At 41.8% G+C, this 21988-nt stretch carries 19 protein-coding genes; 6 read left to right on the forward strand and 13 right to left on the reverse strand.

Features of this window, described 5'->3' with window-relative positions; translation table 11 throughout:
• The first annotated feature begins 8 nt into the window (after positions 1-8).
• The 4 genes from ACESMA_RS07660 to ACESMA_RS07675 are packed head-to-tail and all read left to right on the forward strand — an operon-like array spanning position 9 to position 4846.
• Positions 9-1310, forward strand: a complete 1302-nt coding sequence (locus ACESMA_RS07660) for a DUF1593 domain-containing protein (protein WP_372948206.1) — start codon at positions 9-11, stop codon at positions 1308-1310.
• A gap of 23 nt (positions 1311-1333) precedes the next feature.
• Entirely contained in the window at positions 1334-2368 is a 1035-nt protein-coding gene (locus ACESMA_RS07665; protein ID WP_372948207.1) for a nucleoside hydrolase, read from the forward strand.
• 6 nt (positions 2369-2374) lie between these two features.
• Complete coding sequence (locus tag ACESMA_RS07670) at positions 2375-3631, forward strand: endo-1,4-beta-xylanase (protein WP_372948208.1); 1257 nt, start codon at positions 2375-2377, stop codon at positions 3629-3631.
• Between the two features lie 57 nt (positions 3632-3688).
• The gene (locus ACESMA_RS07675; RefSeq protein ID WP_372948209.1) at positions 3689-4846 is read left to right on the forward strand and encodes a M14 family zinc carboxypeptidase; all 1158 of its coding nucleotides are present in this window, start codon (positions 3689-3691) and stop codon (positions 4844-4846) included.
• A gap of 150 nt (positions 4847-4996) precedes the next feature.
• Here ACESMA_RS07675 and ACESMA_RS07680 read toward each other — a convergent pair whose 3' ends face one another.
• The gene (locus tag ACESMA_RS07680; protein WP_372948210.1) at positions 4997-6106 is read right to left on the reverse strand and encodes an AI-2E family transporter; all 1110 of its coding nucleotides are present in this window, start codon (positions 6104-6106) and stop codon (positions 4997-4999) included.
• A gap of 41 nt (positions 6107-6147) precedes the next feature.
• Positions 6148-6795: a carbohydrate-binding family 9-like protein gene (locus ACESMA_RS07685; protein ID WP_372948211.1), complete on the reverse strand. Its 648-nt coding sequence runs from the start codon at positions 6793-6795 to the stop codon at positions 6148-6150.
• Positions 6796-6900: 105 nt separating this feature from the next.
• Between ACESMA_RS07685 and ACESMA_RS07690 the strand changes: the two genes are divergently transcribed.
• Positions 6901-9837, forward strand: a complete 2937-nt coding sequence (locus ACESMA_RS07690) for a DEAD/DEAH box helicase (protein ID WP_372948212.1) — start codon at positions 6901-6903, stop codon at positions 9835-9837.
• Positions 9838-9892: 55 nt separating this feature from the next.
• On the opposite strand, the gene pfkA is transcribed toward ACESMA_RS07690, so the two are convergent.
• From pfkA to ACESMA_RS07745, 11 genes are all read right to left on the reverse strand, one after another.
• Complete coding sequence (pfkA, locus tag ACESMA_RS07695; protein WP_372948213.1) at positions 9893-10882, reverse strand: 6-phosphofructokinase; 990 nt, start codon at positions 10880-10882, stop codon at positions 9893-9895.
• 19 nt (positions 10883-10901) lie between these two features.
• A complete protein-coding gene (locus ACESMA_RS07700) occupies positions 10902-11648 on the reverse strand; it encodes an NYN domain-containing protein (RefSeq protein ID WP_372948214.1) in 747 nt (248 codons plus the stop codon).
• A gap of 9 nt (positions 11649-11657) precedes the next feature.
• Complete coding sequence (locus ACESMA_RS07705) at positions 11658-12431, reverse strand: tetratricopeptide repeat protein (RefSeq protein ID WP_372948215.1); 774 nt, start codon at positions 12429-12431, stop codon at positions 11658-11660.
• 6 nt (positions 12432-12437) lie between these two features.
• Positions 12438-14267, reverse strand: a complete 1830-nt coding sequence (locus ACESMA_RS07710; protein ID WP_372948216.1) for a BatD family protein — start codon at positions 14265-14267, stop codon at positions 12438-12440.
• Between the two features lie 7 nt (positions 14268-14274).
• Positions 14275-15060 (reverse strand): tetratricopeptide repeat protein, encoded by a 786-nt coding sequence (locus ACESMA_RS07715; RefSeq protein ID WP_372948217.1) that lies wholly within the window; start codon positions 15058-15060, stop codon positions 14275-14277.
• 8 nt (positions 15061-15068) lie between these two features.
• On the reverse strand, positions 15069-16106 hold the full coding sequence (locus ACESMA_RS07720) for a vWA domain-containing protein (protein WP_372948218.1): 1038 nt from the start codon (positions 16104-16106) through the stop codon (positions 15069-15071).
• Between the two features lie 11 nt (positions 16107-16117).
• On the reverse strand, positions 16118-17113 hold the full coding sequence (locus tag ACESMA_RS07725; protein ID WP_372948219.1) for a vWA domain-containing protein: 996 nt from the start codon (positions 17111-17113) through the stop codon (positions 16118-16120).
• 7 nt (positions 17114-17120) lie between these two features.
• Positions 17121-18110, reverse strand: a complete 990-nt coding sequence (locus ACESMA_RS07730; RefSeq protein ID WP_372948220.1) for a hypothetical protein — start codon at positions 18108-18110, stop codon at positions 17121-17123.
• Between the two features lie 108 nt (positions 18111-18218).
• On the reverse strand, positions 18219-19100 hold the full coding sequence (locus ACESMA_RS07735) for a DUF58 domain-containing protein (protein WP_372948221.1): 882 nt from the start codon (positions 19098-19100) through the stop codon (positions 18219-18221).
• Positions 19101-19245: 145 nt separating this feature from the next.
• Positions 19246-20202, reverse strand: a complete 957-nt coding sequence (locus ACESMA_RS07740) for an AAA family ATPase (RefSeq protein WP_372948239.1) — start codon at positions 20200-20202, stop codon at positions 19246-19248.
• 309 nt (positions 20203-20511) lie between these two features.
• A complete protein-coding gene (locus tag ACESMA_RS07745; RefSeq protein ID WP_372948222.1) occupies positions 20512-20952 on the reverse strand; it encodes an Hsp20/alpha crystallin family protein in 441 nt (146 codons plus the stop codon).
• A 229-nt stretch (positions 20953-21181) separates the two neighbouring features.
• On the opposite strand from ACESMA_RS07745, the gene truA reads away from it, so the two are divergent.
• Positions 21182-21919 carry a tRNA pseudouridine(38-40) synthase TruA gene (truA, locus tag ACESMA_RS07750; protein WP_372948223.1) on the forward strand — a complete coding sequence of 246 codons (738 nt, stop codon included), beginning with the start codon at positions 21182-21184 and terminating at the stop codon, positions 21917-21919.
• Positions 21920-21988: the final 69 nt, after the last annotated feature.

A 21988-nucleotide genomic window follows, 5' to 3' on the forward strand; every position in this document is an offset into this window, starting at 1 on the left:
CGATAAAAATGAAATTATCTTTTTTATTCCGACTTAAATTCAATTTGCTGTTTACAGCAATTGTAACTTGTTCTGTTTCTATCGGAAATGAAACCGGTAAACCGGCAGTTATCATCACTCAGGATGGCGAAGTGGACGACAGGAGCTCCTTTGTACGATTTCTGCTTTACACCCCTGATATGGATTTACGGGGAATAGTTGCAACCAATTCCAAATGGCAAAAGAACGGACACGGCCTGGAATGGATTTACGAAGCGTATGATTTGTATGATCAGGTAAGGGAAAACTTGCTTCTGCATAATCCGGATTATCCGTCGGTTGAGTTTTTAAAATCAATCACTGTTTTGGGAAATGAAAATCCGGAACATTTAACCGGCGATGCGCCTTATGTTGATTCCGAAGGTTCCGAATTGATTTTAAAAGAATTCTTAAAAATTGAAGATAATTTGTTGCATATCAATTGCTGGGGCGGTTTAAATACGGTAGCTCATGCACTTTGGAAATTCAGGGAAAACCATCCTGCTGAATACAAAAAGAACATTCCAAAGGTTCGGGTAATTGCAATCGATTTTCAGGATGAAGCTGGAGACTGGATCGTGAACAATATGCCGGAAGTAAGGATTATCAGAAACAATGCGTTTCACATGACCTGGAATTACCACAACGAAGAACCCTTAAAGCATAATCCGCATCCGCTTTTGATGAGCGAAAAATGGCTCACTGAAAATGTGAAAACGAATCACGGACCGCTTGGTGCATGGTATCCGCAAAAAAACATCAGTGAAGGTGACACGCCCGCTTTTTTAAATTTTGTGGATAACGGATTAGAGGCTTATAATGATTATTCGCTCGGTGGTTGGGGCGGCCGGTATCAATCTGTGAGAGGCAATTACTGGAGTGATGCCACCGATGACAACAATATGCAAAAAACACTTTGGCGGTGGATTCCTGATGCTCAAAATGATTTCGCAGCCCGGATGGACTGGTGTGTCCAATCTTTTGAAGATGCGAATCATTCGCCGGTTATTGAAGAAGTGACTGTACCGGGAACCTTGAACCCGGGTCAGAAAGTGGAGTTAAATGCCACTGCTTCCGATCCCGATGGCGATGCAGTTTATTACTGGTGGTGGCATTATCCCGATCCTTCGGGAATGGGGGAATACGTAAAAATCGTTCACGAAACGGCAAATCAAGCACATTTTACAGTGCCTGAAAATTCGGACAAGGATATTCATATTATTCTGGAAGTTTCAGATGATGGCAGTCCGGTGTTAAGGAGATATAAACGGCTTATATTCAGTTGTAAATGATGATTTTTAAAAAAAATAATATTATGAACAATAATTTAATCATGGCCGGAAAGGTTCCGGTATTTTTCTTGCTGGCTGTTTTATTCGGTGCCTGCAATTTATCTGAAAGTTCCAAAATCCCGGTGGTTTTCGATACCGATGCCAACAATGAAGTGGACGACCAGCATGCGCTGGCGTACCTGCTTTTCAACGGCGACCATTTTAACGTGGAAGGCGTTACGGTGAATGCCACAAGCGCACCAACCGGTTACTCCGAAGAATCGGATGTGAGCGACCACTACGAAGAAGCCAAACGGGTGATGCAGCTTTGCGGCGGTTTTTACGACAAAATTCCACTCAAAACCGGTGCCAACGGCTCTTTCGAAGAAATTAAGAACCACATTGGCGAACCGGAATTCGACGGGCACGAAGCGGTTGATTTTATCATTGAACAGGCTATGCAAAAGCGCAATCAGAAGTTGGTTTTGCTACCGGTGGGCAAACTCACCAACATTGCCCTGGCGTTGATGAAAGAACCAGCCATTGCCAAAAATGTGCGAATCGTATGGCTGGGGTCCAATTACCCGGAACCGGGCGAGCACAACCAGGATTGGGACATCGAATCCATGAATTACATTCTGGATTTTGATGTGCCCTTTGAAATGGTTTTGGTGCGTGGCGGAAAACCATCGGGAACGGCTGCTGTGATGGTTTCCAGAGATCAGATTTTGCACCGGATGCCTGGAAAAGGGCCTGAAATCGATACTTCGGTTATCGGTCGGCATGGCGGCGAGTTTACCAATTTTGGCGATTATTCGGTTAACCTGTTTGAACAGTACGGCATGTGGGGCGATCCTCCCGGCAGGGCATTGTTCGATATGGCTGCGGTGGCCGTGGTGAAAAATCCGGATTGGGCCGAAACCCGCGAAATTCCTGCACCTGTTTATATGGACGGGAAATGGATGGAGCGACCCAACAATCCAAGGAAAATAACCCTTTGGGAGTGGTTCGATATTTACGGAATTGTGAACGATTTTTTTGTGACAATGGACGATTATAAACTGGTAAAAACAAAATAAACCGCTATGAGATCAAGTAAAAAGATAAAAAATGGAAAGTATTTCATTTTATCATTTATAACACTCTTATTCTTTTTGCCTGTGAACGCACAGGTAAATGATTTGGAAAAATCGATTAACGAGCACCGGAAAGGTGAAATTATCATAAAGGCAAAGCCAGGTGCCATAATTCGGGTTGAACAACAGGAACATGAATTTTGGTTCGGCTGTGCCATCAGCGATGGTATTTTTAACGGAAGGGCTTCTGAAAATGATGTGAAAATGTACAAGCAGATTTTCCTTCAGAATTTTAATTCGGCAGTTACCGAGAATGCTGTGAAATGGCCCGGAATGGAACGGCGAAAAGGAGAAGTGGATTATTCGCTGGTGGATGCCATGCTGGAGTGGACCGAAGAAAATAACATTCCGCTCAGGGCGCACAACCTGTTTTGGGGTATCGAACGGTTTATTCAACCGTGGGTAAAAGAACTTTCGGATGAAGAGCTGGAAGCGACTTTAAAAAATCGGGCTGAGACGGTAACATCCCGTTATAAAGGGCGGTTTGCCGAATACGACCTGAACAATGAAATGATTCACGGCAATTATTACGAAGAACGTTTGGGAGCAGATATTACCAAAAAAATGGCGCTGTGGGCACAAAATGGCGATCCGGATATCAAACTATACCTGAACGATTACGACATTCTTACCGGAAACATGCTTGACGAATACATGGCGCAAATCCGCGGTTTGCTGGCGCAGGGCGTTCCCATTGCCGGTATTGGTGTCCAGGGGCACCTTCATGCCGAATCGTTCGACGGCGGAGAACTGAAACGGTCGCTCGATTCGCTGGCACAGTTCAACCTGCCTATAAAGATTACCGAATTCAATATGCCCGGACAGCGTTCGAAATATTATCAGAACCGCGAGTTGAAAATGACGCCGGAAGAGGAGCAGCAAAAAGCCAAGGATTTGGTGGATTATTACCGCATCTGTTTTGCCCATCCGGCAGTTGAAGGAATTCTGATGTGGGGTTTCTGGGAAGGCGCCAACTGGATTCCGCAGTCGTCGCTTTACAAACGCGACTGGACACCTACACCCGCTGGCGAAGCATATCAATTTTTAATTTTTGACGAATGGTGGATGAATGTCAATGTTTACGGAAACAATAACAGTGAGATATCAGTTCCGGCATTTTTCGGAAAATACAAAATAACGGTTGACGGAAAAACCAAAGAAGTTGACCTGAAAAAATCCGAAGGAAGAGTAATCGTGGAATTTTGAGTAATAAGATTTATGAATTCAGATGCTTACATGTATAACAATTAAATGAAATTAAATATGAAACCGGGAAAAATTCTTTGCAGATACTTTGTTATTATTGTGCTGATGTTTATTGCACAAAGCTCATTTGCCCAATTGGCTTTACAAGCAGATGATCCGCCCCGAAAAACGAATATCCCTGAATTTTACAAATCAAAACTTTCAGATATTGAAACCGAAATTAAAGGGTTGAAAACCGGGAAAGCAAAAGTAATTGCCACCTCTCCGGGAGGATTGCCGGTATATGCCGTTTTTTATGGTGAGAAGGAAAATTTTCAATCGCATGCAAACTATAATTCGGCAGTTGGCGCCCGTAATCCGGTTTACTATGCCATGAAAGATGAAAACACAAAACCTGTGGTATATTTTATTGGGCCGGTACACGGACAGGAACCGGAAGGAATTGTTGGATTAATTAACCTGATTCGTGTTGCAGAAACCGGAAAAGATTACCGCGGAAAAGCATGGCCTGAATTAAAGAATTTTTTTGAACAGTGTCGGGTAATTATTATCCCTTGTGGCAATCCGGATGGAAGAAAACGCTGTCCGTACGACAGTTTTGTTGGCATTCCGCAGGAAACCATGACGAAATACGGGCAGGGAACAAAAAAGGACGGAACACTCTGGCGGTGGCCGCATTCAAAATCATTGCACCCGATGGTTGGAGATGTTGGTATTTTGGGAGCTTATTACAATAATAATGGCATTAATATTATGCACGACGAGTTTTTTTCTCCAATGGCAGAAGAAACAAAAGCCATCTTTAAAATTGCTATGGAGGAAGCGCCGGATATTGCGGTTTCACTGCATTCGTGTTCATGTAATCCGTTTATCATTCAGAATGCTCATGCCCCGTATTTTATGAAAGAACGAATTGCTGATTTGGCACAAAAGCTTAATCAGCAATATATTGATTTGGAATTGCCCAATATGGGGCAGGGCTGGGGATTAAGCATTTCGGTTGATGATTTTTCACCTTTTCCCCAACAGTCGTTTAATATGGTTAGTGCTTTACACTATGCATCAGGCACAATGGCTTTTACGTTCGAAAGTCCCCACGGTACCATTGAAGATGGCGCTACGTATGATGAAATTCTTGATATCCAACTGGTTTTGTATCGGGAGATGTTCAGTTACATCATGGATAACCGGTTGTATTGGAAGAATACAGAATGAGATTATAACTTTTTTATTTTGTGCTGATTGACCTGTTTCTCGAATAGGTGGTCATATTGTTTAATTTCAGAGAATTATTGAAACCTAGGTAATACATTAATTGTCAATAATATATTCTTGTTCTGGCAAAACCATTTTGCCTGAAGTTGGCTACTTTAATCTGTGCTCTTCTTTATCCATTTTTTTCCAAAATGTTTCGTTTTTCTTATGCATTTCATTACTCAGCAAAAATGCGAGAGGTTTTGTCCGGTTATTATTATCGAGAATAATTTTAACTACGCCAATTGCCGGAATAGCAATTAGAATTCCTGTAATTCCCCAAATAAAACCACCAAGTATTATAGCAATTAATGCAAAAAGAGGATTAATTGACACGCTGCTTCCTACAACTTTAGGTGTAATAATATTGCCTTCGAGTTGTTGAATAATGAAGTACATGGCTGCAACGGCAGCGGGTTGCCACCAGGTATCAGTGGTTGCCAATGCATATAAAAATGGCAGAGTTCCTCCCAATGTTGTGCCGATATATGGAATAACAGCTAAAAATGCAGCTAACAATCCCCAAAAAACTGCATATCGGACGCCAATAATTAGCAGCCCCACACTATTCAAAACGGCAAGTATTGCTATTACAATAAGCAAACCATATAAATATTTTTGTATGGTTCCCTGGATTTTTTGAAGTATCGCATTTATATTTTCTTTTTTCTCTTTTGGCGCCTGAATGAGTAAAAACTTTTTAAAATTTTCCTGATACCATAGAAAGAAAAAAACCAGAAGAAGGATCAAAAATAAGTTGAAAATAAATGTTGTTACCGATGAAATTCCTTTCTGAGCAAAAGCCAAAGTGTTGTCTGCCAGTTGAGGGATGTTCTCCATCAGATTAGACCCATTCATGTCAAAACTGGATTTTAATTTAAAGTTTGTGTTTAACCATTCGAAAATCTTTTGCAATCCTTCACTTATTTTTCCGGTAATATTCTCCAAATCGTTTATAATTACCGTTAATTGCACTGAAAATAGCGTGACAACAATACTAAGACCCACAGTAACGGTAAGTAGCGTAAGTAAAATTGCAGGTATTTTATATTTTACGAGACGCTGGAAAAAATGTGAAAGCGGCTGCAGCATAATGGTAAAAAGAATTGAAAATGCCAGGGGCCCCAGAAAGAATTTTCCCTGTTTTAGAATAATGAACCCTAAAACAATAACTAAAAACAAATTGGCCAACCGCTGAAAAGAAATCGGTTTTTGTATCATTTAAATGAATTTGAAAATGTAAAAACCTTCTTGAAATACAATTATTCAAAAGTCACTTTTCCAAAATACTCCGGTCGGTGGTAGTCCGGATTTTCAGTTTTTACGGGATTCCAGGTTACATAATGTGCAACGGCAGTTTCATCGCCGCATTTGTAAAAATTAGCAGTTGCTTTTAATTCATTAAACGATTTTATAGTGCTGAAGGCGAATACTTCTATGGGAATCCGAATCATCATTTCCCATTCAAAATTTCCCGATCTGTCATTAAACGGAGCGCTTCCAAGCGATGATTTTATTTCTATTTTTTCAATTACAGAAGGATCAACAAACTTCCTGTTTCCTCTGCCCGGACCATAGGCCAGGTGAATGGTGCCGATACAACTGAACTCAAAATTGTAGTAGTTTTCACCATCAACCGAAATAAAAAACTCCACACAACTGTCTTTGTAAACATCGCCGTTGGTGCGGGTTTCCCTGGCTCGCAGGTGTTTCTCGGTAACGTAATATTTCAGCCAGATTTCATTTCCAATATGGCCAATCCTGAAATTTACGCTGGGGAGGTATTTAAAGTCTTCCCAATTTAACAATTGAATGGGATGGGTCACGGCCTGTTTTTCCAGCAGGTTTTCTGCCTCGGCAAACGAAACGGATTTTTTGGCGTTAATTTTTTTTACAAAAAGCTGGTTCATGTCGCTTAATTTGAATTTTTGTAAAGATAACGAATATTTTTCCTTTCACGTTTCCCCATCTACCTGTATATTTGAGGTTCTTTTTTTAAACACCTTTAATCTGAAATGGAGGAAACAGAGTTTGTCATTGTATTAACGGAGCACCGCTACCTGGGAAATATATTCCAGCCCTATTTTATCCATAAGAAGGATAAATTTTATTCCACCGAAAAAGTGGTGAAACCGGTTGATGTAAAAGATGGCGGCTACAACCTTAAACCTTATGAAAAGGAGCTGGTTGCCATAATCGATAAATACAGTGACGAGCGGTTGATGAAACGGTTTTCGCGGGCGAAAAATGTAACTGAATTTTATGCCAGTCTCGAGCCTTCATGGTTTCAAAAAAATATAGTTCCATTTATTGAAGAATGTATGTTTGCGGTAACGCGCATTTTAATGTTAAGCCCTGTGCGCCTGCTGAACAAGGAGGCAAAATATGCAAACCTTTACGATGAAGACGAAATTCAGGTACCTCCGCTTTTTGCCCGTCCGGTTTTTTATTTTGAACGAAACCCGCAAGAAACCCGGTACCGGCTAAAAATTTTTCTGGATGATAAGGAAATCCCGCTTTTAAACCGCAATTTAAGAATCGTTGCAAATTCGCCCTGCATTTTTATATCCCGCAGTCAGCTTATAGTTTTCGAAAAGCTGGATGCAAAAAAGCTGACACCTTTTTTCAGCAAGGAATATGTTTCGGTACCTCAGTCTATGGAAGAAAAATATTATGCCGGTTTTGTACGAAAAGCAATTCGTGATTACGAGGTGAATGCAATTGGTTTTCAATACGATGAGGGTGAGGTTGAAAAAGCGGGGGTACTAACTTTGGATAAAAATCTGAAATACGAACCTTGTTTTGTTTTGACATTCCGTTACGGGGATGAAAACTTTCTTCCCAATTCACCAAAGGAGGTTGCTGTTCAGTTTCAAAAAAAGAAAAATGATTTCAGCTTTAAAAAAATAAAACGGGCATTTGACTGGGAAAAATCGGTTTTTAGTTACCTGGCAGAATTAGGATTAAAAGAAAAGGATGGTTACTTCATACTAAAAGGACTTGACCTTTTGGGGCCTGATGATGCATTGTATTTTCTGGTAAATTGGCTGAATGAAAACAAACAAAGGCTGCAAGAAAAAGGAATCTGGATTGAACAGGGAAAACTGGATAAGAATTATTTTACAGGAAAGCAGCAAATTGAGATAAAAACCGGAATTTCAGGCGATTGGTTTGATGTTTATGCGCTGGTTACTTTCGGGCCGTTCAGCTTTCCTTTTATCAAACTGAAAAACTATATTCTGAACGATATTCGCGAATTTGAGCTTCCTAACGGCGAAATTGCCATCATCCCTGAAGAGTGGTTTGCGCGATACAAAAGCCTTTTGCCTTTTGCCCGAAGCAGGGGCGAAAAATTGCAGTTCGGACGTCACCATTACGCGCTGTTGCAAAACATTTTGCAACCGGGAGGTGATTCCATCCTGAATAAATTTCAACAACTGGCCGGAATTCATGGAACGATTCATCTGCCGGAAGAGCTAAACGCAGAACTCAGAAGTTACCAGAAAACCGGATTTCAGTGGATGTTTGGCCTGCACAAAAATGGGTTTGGCGGCTGTTTGGCCGACGATATGGGCCTGGGAAAAACTTTGCAAACGCTTGCTTTGTTGCTGAAATTCAAACGACCTGAGAAATCACTGTCATTGAGGGGAAGTGGCCTGAACGACGGACAGCTTTCACTTTTTTCTGAGCCGGAAACGAATGAAAAAATGCAGCCAGCCAGCTTAATTGTACTACCCACTTCGCTGGTGCACAACTGGGAGGCAGAAATTCAGAAATTTACCCCATCGCTTAAAGTTTACAAACATGTGGGTCAACAGCGAAAAACGAACAGCGACCTTGAAATTGCAGCTTTAAATTTCGATGTTATTTTAACTACTTACGGAACGGTTCGAAACGATGTGGAACAACTGGCCAAACTGAAGTTTTTCTACCTGATTCTCGATGAAAGCCAATATGTGAAAAATCCGGCATCAAAAACCTACAAAGCAATAATGAAGTTGCAAAGTGAGCACCGGATGGCACTTACAGGCACTCCCATTGAAAATTCGCTTTCTGACCTTTGGGCACAATTGAATTTTCTGAACAAGGGAATGCTGGGCAACCTGGCATTTTTCCGGCGCTATTTTATTACACCCATCGAAAAACACAACAGCAGCGATCAGCAGGAGAAACTGCAGATTCTGATTCGGCCATTTGTACTCCGGCGCACCAAGGAGGAGGTTGCCAGTGATTTACCCCCACTTATGGAACAGACGGTATTTTGTGAAATGGATGAAATTCAGCAGCGAACCTACGAAACAGAAAAATCGATTATCCGCAATTCCATTTTGGCCGGGATTGAGAATGAAGGGGTGAAAAAATCGGCCATGATTATTTTACAAGGCCTCACCCGGTTACGACAACTGGCAAACCATCCCAAACTACTTTCTGATTTGGAGGAACAGGAATCGGGCAAATTCGAAGAAATATTCCGGATGCTGGAAAACGTGGTGGCCGAAAAGCATAAAGTGCTTATATTTTCCTCTTTTGTTAAACATCTTGAACTCATAAAATCGCGGATTGAAAGCGAAAACTGGAAATACAGTATTTTAACCGGCCAGACTTCAAACCGTAAGGAAGTTATCCGGCAGTTTCAGGATGATTCGGAGAACCGGATTTTTCTTATTTCGCTGAAAGCGGGCGGTGTGGGACTGAACCTTACCAGTGCCGATTACGTGTTTATTATCGATCCGTGGTGGAACCCTGCTGCTGAAAATCAGGCCATCAGCCGTGCTCACCGAATCGGTCAAAACAAGCATGTATTTGTTTACCGGTTTATAACACAAAATTCCATTGAAGAAAAAATTAAGCAACTCCAGGATCGTAAAAGTTCGCTGGCTGATAAATTTATTAACTCCAATAATCCGTTACAGGAAATCTCGAAAGAGGAATTAATGAACCTGCTGGATTAACCGGTAATTAGTTAAAGAGATTTATCAACCCACAGTTTGATTGATTTTGGGTATTTTACATCGAAATTACCCTGCTGATTTCAATCCAGCTCTGGTCGATTTTATTCCTTTTGCTGAAAGCTTCTTCCAGCGGGGTAAACACAATTTGGTTATGGATTCGTCCTGCCATAACTCCGGTTTTTCCTTCAAGTAAACCATTCACGGCAGCATGGCCCAAAAGGCTGGCCAGCACCCGGTCGTTGGCAGTGGGCGAACCTCCCCTTTGAATGTGCCCCAATGTGGTAATCCGGGTTTGGTATTCAGGCAGTATTTCTTTCACTTTTCGTGCTACTTCAACGGCTCCACCTTCCTCGTCACCTTCAGCAACAACTATTATTCCCGAGGTTTTATTACTTCTTCGTAAATTTACCAGGTAATGACAAATTTCCTCCACTTTGGTTTTCGTTTCGGGCAGCAACATTTCTTCTGCCCCGGCTGAAATGGCTGTGTTGACTGCTATAAAACCCGAATGCCGTCCCATCACTTCAACAAAAAATACCATATTGTGCGAGTCAGCCGTGTCGCGCAGCTTATCGATGGCACCTACGGCTGTATTTACAGCAGTATCGAAACCAATGGTGAAATCCGTTCCGAAAATGTCGTTGTCGATGGTACATGGAATGCCAATTACCGGGAAATTAAATTCTTTGAAAAGTTCGTAAGCCCCCCGAAATGAACCGTCTCCACCCAGCACAACCAATGCATCTATTTGGTTCCGGCGCATGGTTTCGTAAGCTTGTTTTCTGGCTTCAGCCTTAATAAATTCCGGGCAACGCGATGATTTTAAAATAGTTCCTCCGTTTGAAATTATTTTTGAAACTGAATGTGGTTCCATTTCAATGTACTGACCTTTTAAAAGGCCGGAAAAACCATTCATTACACCGGTAACTTTCAGATTATTGAAAATGGCTGTTCGCACCACCGCCCTGATGCCCGCATTCATACCGGGTGAATCACCGCCGGAAGTGAGCAGCGCTATTCGTTTTATATTTTGCTGATTTCCCATGCTTTACCTGATTGCAGATTTACCGCTTTTTATTTCTTACATAAATCAACTTGAATTTTCCTCTCTGACTGTCGCGCTGATCAATTTCGAATTTACCGATGGAATCGATGAGTGGGGTAAGTTTTTCAAAACCGTAGTTTCGGGAGTCGAAGTTGGGTTGCTTTTTTTGAAGCAAACTGCCTACATCGCCCAGAAAAGCCCAGCCGTCGTCGTCGGCCAGGTCTGATATAGTGGAGGCAATGAGCCTGACCACTTTTGGGGTAATTTTGTCCACCTGGCTTTTCCGCGCCGGTTTATCTGTGGTAGAACTGCTTTCACTTTCTTTTCCCCTGCTTTCAAGAATTTCAATATAAATGAATTTATCGCAGGCTACAATAAACGGGTCGGGTGTTTTTTTCTCGCCAATGCCGTAAACTTTCATTCCGGCTTCGCGCAGTCGGGTGGCCAGTCGTGTAAAATCGCTGTCGCTGGAAACCAGGCAAAAACCGTTTACCTTTTCGCTGTACAAAATATCCATGGCATCAATAATCATAGCCGAGTCCGTAGCGTTTTTACCGGTGGTGTATCCGTATTGCTGTATTGGTGTGATGGCATTTTCAAGTAGCAGGTTTTTCCATTTTGAAAGGAAAGGTTTGGTCCAATCGCCGTAAATTCGTTTAATGGTGGGGTTGCCGTACTTGGCAATTTCTTCCATCATTTCCTTCACGTAGGCGCTGGGTATATTGTCGCCGTCGATGAGGACGGCCAGTTTAAAATCGTTTTCCATAGTTTTTTATTATATCCTTACAATGCACGAATCGGGCAGCCAGCCCACATTTCCATCAGTGAGTCTGATTTCTTTCCATGTGTTAACACTGTCCGAGATTTCTACTTTTACTCCTTCGTAAAGCAGGAATAAATCGGTACTGTTTTGTGCCGGGGCACTTTTAACGGTTACCCGCGGACAAAATACAATGGCGTGTTTTCGCTGATTGATTTTTTCTTTTTGGCGGGCTGCAAACGAAAATGTGAATGCAGAAACTGCAATGGCGAGAATTCCAAGCCAAAAAGAAAACCGTTTTAGGAAAGAACTTTGGCCGAAAATAAACAGGCCAATCAAACCGAGAAAGAAAATAAATGAACCGATGCTTATTCCAGCCCAGGCATCTGCCGGAAACATATTAATAATCCTGGTGCGCCACCTCACAAAAAAGGGTTGGGGCAGCGCGTCTATTTCGGTAACCACAAATTGTTTGGCCAGACTTAGATTAAATTCAATATCAGGGTCTTGTGGTGCAAGTAATTTGGCCCGTTCGTAATTTAAAATAGCATGGTTTATGTCTCCGGCTTTATAATAGGCATTTCCCAGGTTGAAATAAAGTCTGGCTGATTCCTGTCCTGAATTTACAATCTGTTCATAAGCCAAAATGGCCTGCTGGTATTCTTCGGTGGTGTAATACGCATTTCCCTTTTCCCAAAGTACCTGGGTTGAATCCTGTGCGGAAACATGCAGGAATGCCAACAGTCCAAACAGGAAAAAACAATATTTTTTTACTTTAGTTTTTATCATTTCGAATTATCTCTTAATTTGTTTCTCCAGCCTGCTCATAGTCGAGACTGCTTTTTTGTACAACTCACTTCTGGCCTCAGAGCCTCCAGATGGCGCATAGCGCGCGAATTCACATTGTTCTGTAATTTCCACAAAATCGTTAATGAGTTCTTCGTCCACATTTCTTTTACGCAATCCTTCCAATGCACTATCCCGGTTCAGATTTGCCACCAGAATTCCCAGTTTATCGCTGAAATAACCCCAGAAAGCTTTCAGGATAGCATCGTGGAAAGCCTCGTTTTCATTTTTCTTCATGAAACCGGCGGCAGCTTTTAACCTTTTGGTGGCTAACCGGTTGGCTTTTTTATTTCGCATCAGGGCCACATTGGCATTTTCGCGCGCTTTTTTCCGGTAAATGATAAACAGTACAAGGAAAAGCAAGGCACTGCCTGCGTAAATTCCGTAGAAAAACGGAGTTCCGTAAAATGTTGTTCCTTTTATTCGTAGTGTGGGATTTCCCTGTTTTATAAACCGGATATCCTGGCCAAGCAATTGTAAATCTTCACGCTGCCTTGAGCTCATCACAGTTGAAGATTGGTCTCCGGTTCCCTTTTCAACATGCAGTGTATATTCCTGGGTTGATCGGGTTTCATAGGAACCAGTGGCCGGATTGAAAAAAGTAAACGGAATTGCCGGAATGGTATATTCCCCTTCGAATCGCGGCTGGAAGAGGTATTCAACCGTTTTAGTTCCGCTTACTCCGTTGTCGGTTGCGCGTACATTTTCGGTTGAACGCGGGTCATAAACTTCAAAATCGCTTGGTAATTGCAGTTCCGGATTACGGATTAGCCGCAGGTTCCCGTTTCCGTTGATGGTTAATTTTAAAGTTACCGCATCGTTGGTGGTCACATTTTCAGCACTTAATTCAGAGGAAATCGTAAAATTTCCAACTCCTCCATAAAAGTTGCCAGGTTGTGTTGGCAGGTCTTTTACGTTTACACGCACTGCACTGCTGTTTAAAGTTGTGCGCACGGTTTGCACACCGCTGAAAAAATCGTCGAAAAAGCTGCGTGGTCTCACTCTTTGTTGCACAAGCAGTGTCATGCTGAACGGATTCACTGTGATGGTTCCGTTTTGTTGCGGAAAAAGAACGGTTTTTTTAAGTACGCCCACCTGGTAAATGCGGTTGTTGTAAACCTCGCGGGTAAAATTAATCTGGTTTGGGATTTCAATATCTTGCGTATAAAAACCTTCATAAGTTGGAAGATTTACTTCGTCGAACCCGGAAATGGGAATATTTGGGTCGGCATAAAGTTTAACCGTTGCAATGATCTGTTCACCCCTGAAAACATTCTGTTTGCTCATTTCCACCCGAAGAAACAGATTGTCGCCACCTAAATCAACCGATTGTGAACCCTGGCTTTCAGCTCCGCGAGGGGTTTGCTGCTGCTGTGTTTGTGGTTGCGACTGCGTGGGTACCACTTGAATTTTCAGCGAATTTGACTCCATTACTTTTCCATCCACTTCGATGGTGGCCGGCCTGATTTCGAATTCTCCTTCACTTTTTGCCCGTAAAATATAGGTGTAAGAATATGTTACCTCAGTTGAAGTTTGCCCGTTGATGGTTCGAATACTGGTTGACTGTCCGGTGCTTGGCCCCATCAGTACATCAAAATTATTGTTCAGTCCTGGAGGAAGTTGCAGACTTGAACCTCTTTCATTTAAAGTAAAGGTTAATCTGAATTGCTTTCCCATTTCCACTGCATTGGGCGCCGACATTTCAAACCGGGTGATTTCTGCACTGGCAGAAATCACCATGAAAAAAAGGCACATGTATGTTAACAGTTTTTTTATCATATTTTGGTTACCATTCTTTTTCGGTTCTTATTTTTCTGGCTTTGGCCGCTTTTTCTTTTTTTACTTTTTCCTGAATATCGCGTTCATCGTTTTGCAGCGCCTGCAAGAGTTGTTCTGCATCCTGACGTGATATTTTTGTTTGCGGCTGTTGTTGCTGATTTTGCTGCTGCTGATCCTGGTTTTGTTGCTGATTCTGTTGATTCTGCTGACTTTGCTTATCCTGATTCTGCTGCTGATCCTGATTTTGCTGGTCCTGGTTGTTTTGCTGATCCTGGTTTTGCTGATCCTGTTGATCCTGATTTTCCTGATTTTCCTGATTTTGTTGCTGCTGTTCCTGCTGATTTTTAAGCATTTGCGCATAGGCCAGATTGTATTTGGTATCCAAATCATTCGGATTCCGGCGTAGTGCTTCCTTGTACGATTCGATACTTTCATCGATGCGTTGCTGCATCAGCCGGCTGTTTCCAATGTTGTGCAGAGCGCGTGCCTGCTCTTCCGGAGTTTCAAATTTTTCTGCCAGTTCTTCAAATTTACGTTCTGCTTCATCAAAACGCATTTGTTTGTATTGAGAACCGGCCAGGTTAAAATTCCATTGTTCATTTCCGGGTCTGAGATTCAGTGCTTTCTGGTACTCTTCTTCAGCCTGGCTGAATTTTGCAGTATCCAACCGGGTAGTGTCTTTCACCGCATCCATAAACAGTTTATTTCCTTTACGAACAAATTTTCTTTCGTTTTGTCCGTATGCAACAATCGAAAAACTTCCAATCAATATGAATATAATAAACCGCTTCATTTTTAAGACTATTTTGTTGAAAACAAATTCACTTTCATTAAATATTTGTTTTTCCTTTCCAGAATAACAAATTCAAACAACAATAAAAACAAACCAATGGCAAAAAAGTATTGAAACTGGTCATCGTATTCAGAATAAACGAGCGTTTCCATTTCTTCTTTTTCCATTTTGTTGATTTCGTCGAAAAGTGCATTCAAACCAACTTGTGCATTGTTTGCTCTTACGTAGATTCCGTTGCCGGCTGCAGCAATTTCTTCGAGTGTAGTTTCGTCCAGTTTTGTAACAACTACATTTCCGTCGTTATCCCGCAAATAATCGTTTTGGCCATTTCGAAGCACCGGAATTGGTGACCCCTGAGGCAATCCCATTCCAATGGTATGAACAATTATTCCGTTTTTTGCCGCTTCCTGTGCTGCCGTAACCGGATCATCTTCGTGATTCTCTCCATCAGTAATAATTACAATGGCTTTGTTGGCATTGCCTTCGGGTGTAAATGAGCGCATGGCCATGTTAATTGCCGAACCAATAGCTGTTCCCTGCCGCGGAACAATTTGCGTATTAACAGCTTCCAGAAAAAGTTTGGCTGAGTTGTAGTCGCTGGTAATGGGAAGTTGGGTGTAAGCTTCCCCGGCAAAAACAATCAGCCCGATTTTATCGTCTTTCAACCTGTCCACCAACCTCGAAATGGCTCGTTTGGCCCGTTCAAGCCGGTTGGGTTGAATGTCTTCGGCCATCATACTGTTCGAAACATCCAGTGCAATAATCAGTTCAATTCCTTCGCGCTGCACCTTTTTTAATTTCGATCCAAATTGAGGACGGGCTGCACCTACAATAAAAAAGGCCAGGGCAAGCATCAACAAAAAGAATTTGAAAACCGGACGGCTTTTGGAAACAAAAGGCATCAGGTCTTTTATAGTTTGTTGGTTGCCAAAACGTTTCAACGCCCGTTTTCGTGCAATTCTTGCCCAAATAAAAAACAAGGCGAGCAGCGGGATAATTAGCAATCCCCATAAAAATTCGATATGTGCAAACCTGAACATTTCCATTTTTTCAACTTTTAAGGTATGCTTCTGAAAACGGTTGTACGTAAAAAAAGGCTTAAAACCATTAACAAAATTCCTGCCATCGCAAAGGGTAGAAATTCTTCGGACCGCCGGCTGAATTCGCGAACTTCAATTTTTGATTTTTCGAGCTGGTCAATTTCCTGGTAAATTTCTTCGAGTTTGGTGTTGCTGGTTGCCCTGAAATACCGTCCGTCGGTTATGGAAGCAATTTCCTGAAGCATCTCTTCGTCAATTTTTACTTCAATGTCGCGAAGCTGAGTTCCGTAAGGAGTTTGAACAGGATAGGGGGCAGTGCCCACTGTTCCCACGCCAATGGTGTAAACGCGTATGCCAAATGTACGTGCAATTTCGGCAGCTGTAAGCGGAGCAATTTCTCCGGAATTGTTTTCACCGTCGGTAAGCAAAATCACTACGCGGCTTATGGCATCACTGTCTTTTAAGCGTGCCACGGCAGTTGCCAGCCCATTCCCAATAGCCGTTCCGTCTTCAATCATTCCGGTTTGAATGTCTTTAAACAGGTTAAGCAGAACTGCCCGGTCGGTTGTCAGCGGAACCTGCGTAAACGCCTCGCCTGCAAAAACTACCAGTCCGATGCGGTCGTATTGCCTTCCTGAAATAAATTCCATTGCCACATTTTTGGCTGCCTCCAGTCGGTCGGGTGTAAAATCTTTGGCCAGCATACTGGTTGAAATATCGAGCGAAATAACAATGTCAATTCCTTCGGTAGTTACGTTTTCAAAATCGGTAGATGATTGCGGCCGTGCCAAAACTACCGTAAATGCTGCAATGGCAAGCACCTGAAGTAAAAATACCAGATGCCGCAAATAATGCCTGATGGTTTTGGGCGCTTTTAATACCGGTGCTGTTGATGAAATACGGATGCTTGCGGTATTTCTTTTCTGCCTGAAAATATACCAGGCTGTCATTGGCACAATCACCAGCAACAGGTAGAAAAATTCCGGGTTTTTAAATGTCAGTCCTTCAAACATCCTTTATCTATTTAATATTTACATCTACTCCTTCTTCGTCCTTTGTTTCTTCAGAGGTTTCGGGCTTTTTCTCTTCCGGTTTGGTATCGTTGATAAAGAAATAGGCATTAACCAGTGTCATATTGTCATCGTCGGGCGAGGTCTGATATTTAGCAAACTTCACCAAATCGGCCAGTTTCAGAATCTGGCTCAGGTTTTTAAAAGTTTTATCTTTTAACAACCCTTTTTGTCTCCGGAAACTTTCGATGGTTTCATCCGAAGTTTGTTCCATTGCCGGTATTTCAAAAAGATCTTCAATGTATTTTCGAAGTGTTTCGGTTACTTCGCTGTAATATTGTTTTGTTTTGCCCTGCTGCCATATTTTTTCATTTTTTATCCGGTCGAGTTCGCGCAAAGCAATTATGTGAGCCGGTTCTTTCGGTTTTTTGGGCAAAACAAAAATGGGCTGGTTGTTTTTTCTTCTTTTAATGGCATAAAAAACAAAAAACAGTATGGCTGCAATGAGTATAATTCCCAGAATATACGGAATCACTTCTTTCAGCGTAACCGGTGCATCGTAAGGATATTTAATGTCTGTTGGTCCGCGTGTCGTGTCAATGGCCATGCTGTAAACGTTCAGAGTTACCGCATTGGAAGGAATGGAATCGATACGGCCATCGAGGTCAATTTTAAACCAGAATGGCGGAATACGGTACGAACCGCTGTCGAATGAAGTGATTAAAAACGACTGAATCTGTTTTTGAAATGTTTCATCGTCCATTTCGAATGTGTCGATTGCCGAACGGTCGAGCACTTCAACAAATTCTATTAAAGTATCAGGTACATTCGGAAAGGTAATCTCAACACTTTTTGGGTGGTCGATTTCCAGAAACAACTTCACCTGGTCGCCGAGTAAAATGTTTGTGGAATCGATGGTGGCCGTGGCTTTAATCCGCTGCGCATTTGCAGATGTTGCAAGCAGAATCAGTACTAAAAATGAGCCTATTTTGGTTTTCAAATTCATCTCATTACAATTGTTCATTTTAATGGCATTCGATGTAACTCCCATGAAAATTATAATGTTATTCGTTTGTGAATATCTTTATTCATGCTCGTTCCATTCTCATTATTGTTTAACAGCCCTCTTTTTAAACAGAGTCATTAAGGATTTTACATAGTCTTCTCTTGTGTCAATGGAAACGTAATCCACTCCACACTTTTTGAACAACGTGTCGAGACGCACCGCTTGTTTATTCCAGAAATCAGTATAAATCTTCCTGATTTTCCGCGAACTGCTGTCCACCCAAACGTATTTTCCGGTTTCGGCATCTTTCAGTTTTACCATTCCAATGGGTGGAAATTCCCGTTCGCGTTGGTCATATATTTTTAACGCTACCACATCGTGTTTGTTGTTGGCAATGGAAAGCGTCAATTCCAAACCTGGATTTTCATCTATGAAATCAGAAATAATAAATGCGGTACACCTTTTTTTAATGGCGTTGGTCAGGTAGCGGATTGCCCCTGTTATATCAGTTCCTGTATTTTTTGGCTGAAAATCAATCAGTTCCCGAATAATACGTAAAATATGGCTTCTTCCTTTTTTTGGCGGAATGAACTTTTCGATGGTGTCGGAAAAGAAAATCACCCCGATTTTGTCGTTGTTCTGAATGGCAGAGAAAGATAGGATGGCGGCAATTTCGGTAATCACATTTTTCTTCATTTTTTCGAATGTCCCGAAATCGCGCGAACCGCTCACATCGATGAGCAGCATTACGGTAAGTTCTCTTTCTTCCTCGAAAATTTTTACGAAGGGATGGTTGTAACGAGCAGTCACGTTCCAGTCAATGCTGCGGATATCATCGCCAAACTGGTACTCGCGCACTTCCGAAAAGGCCATACCACGACCTTTAAACGCGCTGTGGTACTCGCCTGCAAAAATATTCCGCGACAACCCCCGCGTTTTTATTTCTATTTTCCTGACTTTTTTTAATAATTCAGTTGTTTCCATAAGAACACAGCCCCCTCTGACTCCCCCAAAGAGGGAGGATTAGGACCACGGTAATTTATTTTTATTTGTAATTGTAACCAACATTTTTCTTTTCATTTTCTTTTTTCCACCCCGCCAGCCGGCGGGAGGTTTGGATGGGCTTCCTTTATGGTACTTCAACCGTATTCAGAATATCGGTAATAATCTCTTCCGAAGTAATGTTGTTGGCTTCGGCTTCGTAACTCAGGCCGAGGCGGTGACGTAATACATCGCGGCAAACAGCCCGCACATCTTCAGGAATTACGTATCCACGGCGTTTGATAAAGGCAAAAGCTTTGGCTGCCTGTGCCAGACTGATTCCGGCCCTGGGCGAAGCCCCGTAGGAAATCATTTCCTGGTATTTTTCCAGTTGGTAATGTTCTGGTTCGCGTGTGGCAAAAACAATGTCAACAATGTATTTCTGAATTTTTTCATCAATGTAAACATCTTTTACCACTTCGCGGGCTTTTAAAATATCTTCCGGTTTCAAAATCGCCGATGTTTCCGGGAACTGTTTTAACAAGTTCTGGTTAATGATTAACCTTTCCTCTTCCCTGGTTGGGTAATTAATCACCACTTTCAGCATAAAACGGTCAACCTGTGCTTCCGGCAGCGGATAAGTTCCTTCCTGCTCGATGGGGTTTTGGGTAGCCATTACCAAAAACGGTTCTTCCAGCTTAAATGTGGAATCACTGATGGTAATCTGGCGTTCCTGCATGGCCTCAAGCAGTGCCGACTGCACTTTGGCAGGAGCACGGTTAATCTCATCAGCCAAAATAAAGTTGGCGAAAATAGGCCCTTTTTTAATGGAAAACTCCTCCTTTTTCTGACTGTAAATCATGGTTCCAAGCAAGTCGGCAGGAAGCAAATCGGGCGTAAACTGGATGCGTGCAAATTTGGCGCTGATGGTGTTTGCCAACGATTTAATGGCAAGCGTTTTTGCCAGTCCGGGAACACCTTCCAGCAGAATGTGGCCATTGGAGAGCAGGCCAATCAGCAAACTTTCCACCAGGTGTTTTTGCCCCACAATCACTTTGTTCATTTCCAGGGTAACCATGTCAACAAACGAACTTTCCTGTTGTATCCGTTCGTTCAGCTCTTTAATATCCACCGTCTGATTCATATCAATTTTTTGAATTCTTAATGTTTTCGATTTGTTTTATTTGCGGCAATTTAACGCCATTTTTTGAGTGCACGAATTTAAACGATTGTAAAGTAAAAAACCTTTATATTTTGTTAAAATATATTAAGCTTCTACCTTCCGAGCTTTTGTGCCATAAGGAAACTAAATTTTTTGAACCGTAGAATAATAAAAGGCTGCCCCTTTCAGACAGCCTCTTTTAAAACCTTTCTTTCCTTGTCCCCATTCCTTTGGAGGGGTTAGGGGAGATTCTTACGAAATTTTAATCTCTCTTGCCGGCTTGGGCTTCACTTCTTCGCGTTTCGGAAGTTTTACATTCAGAATACCATCAGCATAAGCAGCGCTTATTTTGTCGCTGTCCACATCATTGTGCGGAACAGTAAATGAACGCTGAAACGACCGATAACTGAATTCTCTCCGGGTGTAATTGTCTTCATTTTCTTTCTTTTCTTCCTGTTTTTCAGAAGAAATGGTGAGCACATTGTTCTGGAAATTGACTTTAAAATCTTTTTTTGTCATTCCAGGAGCTGCAACTTCCAGAATGTACTCGTCATCAGTTTCCTTCACATTAACAGCCGGCAATGTGTTGTTCGGACCGGAAAAATTGGTGAGGTTCCAGTCCATTAAGTCGCTGTTAAAAAACCTGTCGAATAACGACGGGAAATTACTTTCTGATCTTCTTGCAAGTGTCATGGCTAAATCCTCCTTTAATTTTTAAAGTTCAACATTGTTTTAATTTCTGTTGAAATACCAGCAAACAAAATACCATAGGCAAAAACGTGTCAATTTTATATGTTTTAAATGCCTGATTGTCAGTATTAATTTGTCCTTATTGAAAACAATTTGATTTTCAAAAAAATAGAGGCTGACAGATTTTCAGGGAATTTTTATGTTATTTTTGAAGTCGGAAAAAATTTGAATCATGCACCGCTACTTTGCTCAACTTAGTTTTAAAGGAACAGCTTACCATGGCTGGCAAATTCAGCCCAATGCCATTTCGGTTCAGAAGGTATTGGAAAAAGCTTTTTCTACCATTTTACGGGAAGAAATTTCGGTGGTGGGAGCCGGGCGAACTGATACCGGAGTTCATGCTTCATTTTATGTGTTGCACTTCGATGTTTCTGAAGAAATTTGGGACGCTCAAAAACTGGTATTCCGATTAAACAGCTTTTTGCCACCCGATATTGCCGTTCAGAAAATATGGCAAGTGTCAAAAGATGCGCATGCAAGGTTTAGCGCTATTTCGCGTACATACCATTATTATATTACCACCGAAAAAAATCCGTTTCAAACCGAAACTGCCTATTTTTATCACGGTAAATTGGATGTGGATAAAATGAACGAAGCCGCCAAAATTCTTTTCGAATACAAAGATTTTACCAGTTTCAGCCGGTTGCATACCGACGTAAAAACCAATTTGTGCAAAATTTTTCATGCCGAATGGGAAATGGAAGGCGAGATGCTGGTTTTTAAAATAAAAGCCGATCGGTTTTTACGAAATATGGTTCGGGCCATTGTGGGAACTTTGCTCGAAGTGGGAAAAGCAAAACTCACTTTGGAAGGCTTCAGGAAAATAATTGAAAAGAAGGACAGGAAAGCAGCGGGTACTTCGGCACCGGCTCAGGGACTTTTTTTGGTTGATATTGCATATCCTTTATAAAATAAAAAAAGGACAGGTCAACACCCGTCCTTTTCATCTAACTAAACCAATAAAACTAATCAAACCTAA

The organism is Mariniphaga sp. (genome assembly GCF_041687215.1).
Taxonomy (GTDB): domain Bacteria; phylum Bacteroidota; class Bacteroidia; order Bacteroidales; family Prolixibacteraceae; genus Mariniphaga.

Coding starts and splice junctions, on each gene's coding strand:
- ACESMA_RS07660 (WP_372948206.1), top strand. CDS start 9: ATGAAATTATCTTTTTTATTCCGACTTAAATTCAATTTGCTGTTTACA.
- ACESMA_RS07665 (WP_372948207.1), top strand. CDS start 1,334: ATGAACAATAATTTAATCATGGCCGGAAAGGTTCCGGTATTTTTCTTG.
- ACESMA_RS07670 (WP_372948208.1), top strand. CDS start 2,375: ATGAGATCAAGTAAAAAGATAAAAAATGGAAAGTATTTCATTTTATCA.
- ACESMA_RS07675 (WP_372948209.1), top strand. CDS start 3,689: ATGAAACCGGGAAAAATTCTTTGCAGATACTTTGTTATTATTGTGCTG.
- ACESMA_RS07680 (WP_372948210.1), bottom strand. CDS start 6,106: ATGATACAAAAACCGATTTCTTTTCAGCGGTTGGCCAATTTGTTTTTA.
- ACESMA_RS07685 (WP_372948211.1), bottom strand. CDS start 6,795: ATGAACCAGCTTTTTGTAAAAAAAATTAACGCCAAAAAATCCGTTTCG.
- ACESMA_RS07690 (WP_372948212.1), top strand. CDS start 6,901: ATGGAGGAAACAGAGTTTGTCATTGTATTAACGGAGCACCGCTACCTG.
- pfkA (WP_372948213.1), bottom strand. CDS start 10,882: ATGGGAAATCAGCAAAATATAAAACGAATAGCGCTGCTCACTTCCGGC.
- ACESMA_RS07700 (WP_372948214.1), bottom strand. CDS start 11,648: ATGGAAAACGATTTTAAACTGGCCGTCCTCATCGACGGCGACAATATA.
- ACESMA_RS07705 (WP_372948215.1), bottom strand. CDS start 12,431: ATGATAAAAACTAAAGTAAAAAAATATTGTTTTTTCCTGTTTGGACTG.
- ACESMA_RS07710 (WP_372948216.1), bottom strand. CDS start 14,267: ATGATAAAAAAACTGTTAACATACATGTGCCTTTTTTTCATGGTGATT.
- ACESMA_RS07715 (WP_372948217.1), bottom strand. CDS start 15,060: ATGAAGCGGTTTATTATATTCATATTGATTGGAAGTTTTTCGATTGTT.
- ACESMA_RS07720 (WP_372948218.1), bottom strand. CDS start 16,106: ATGGAAATGTTCAGGTTTGCACATATCGAATTTTTATGGGGATTGCTA.
- ACESMA_RS07725 (WP_372948219.1), bottom strand. CDS start 17,113: ATGTTTGAAGGACTGACATTTAAAAACCCGGAATTTTTCTACCTGTTG.
- ACESMA_RS07735 (WP_372948221.1), bottom strand. CDS start 19,100: ATGGAAACAACTGAATTATTAAAAAAAGTCAGGAAAATAGAAATAAAA.
- ACESMA_RS07745 (WP_372948222.1), bottom strand. CDS start 20,952: ATGACACTTGCAAGAAGATCAGAAAGTAATTTCCCGTCGTTATTCGAC.
- truA (WP_372948223.1), top strand. CDS start 21,182: ATGCACCGCTACTTTGCTCAACTTAGTTTTAAAGGAACAGCTTACCAT.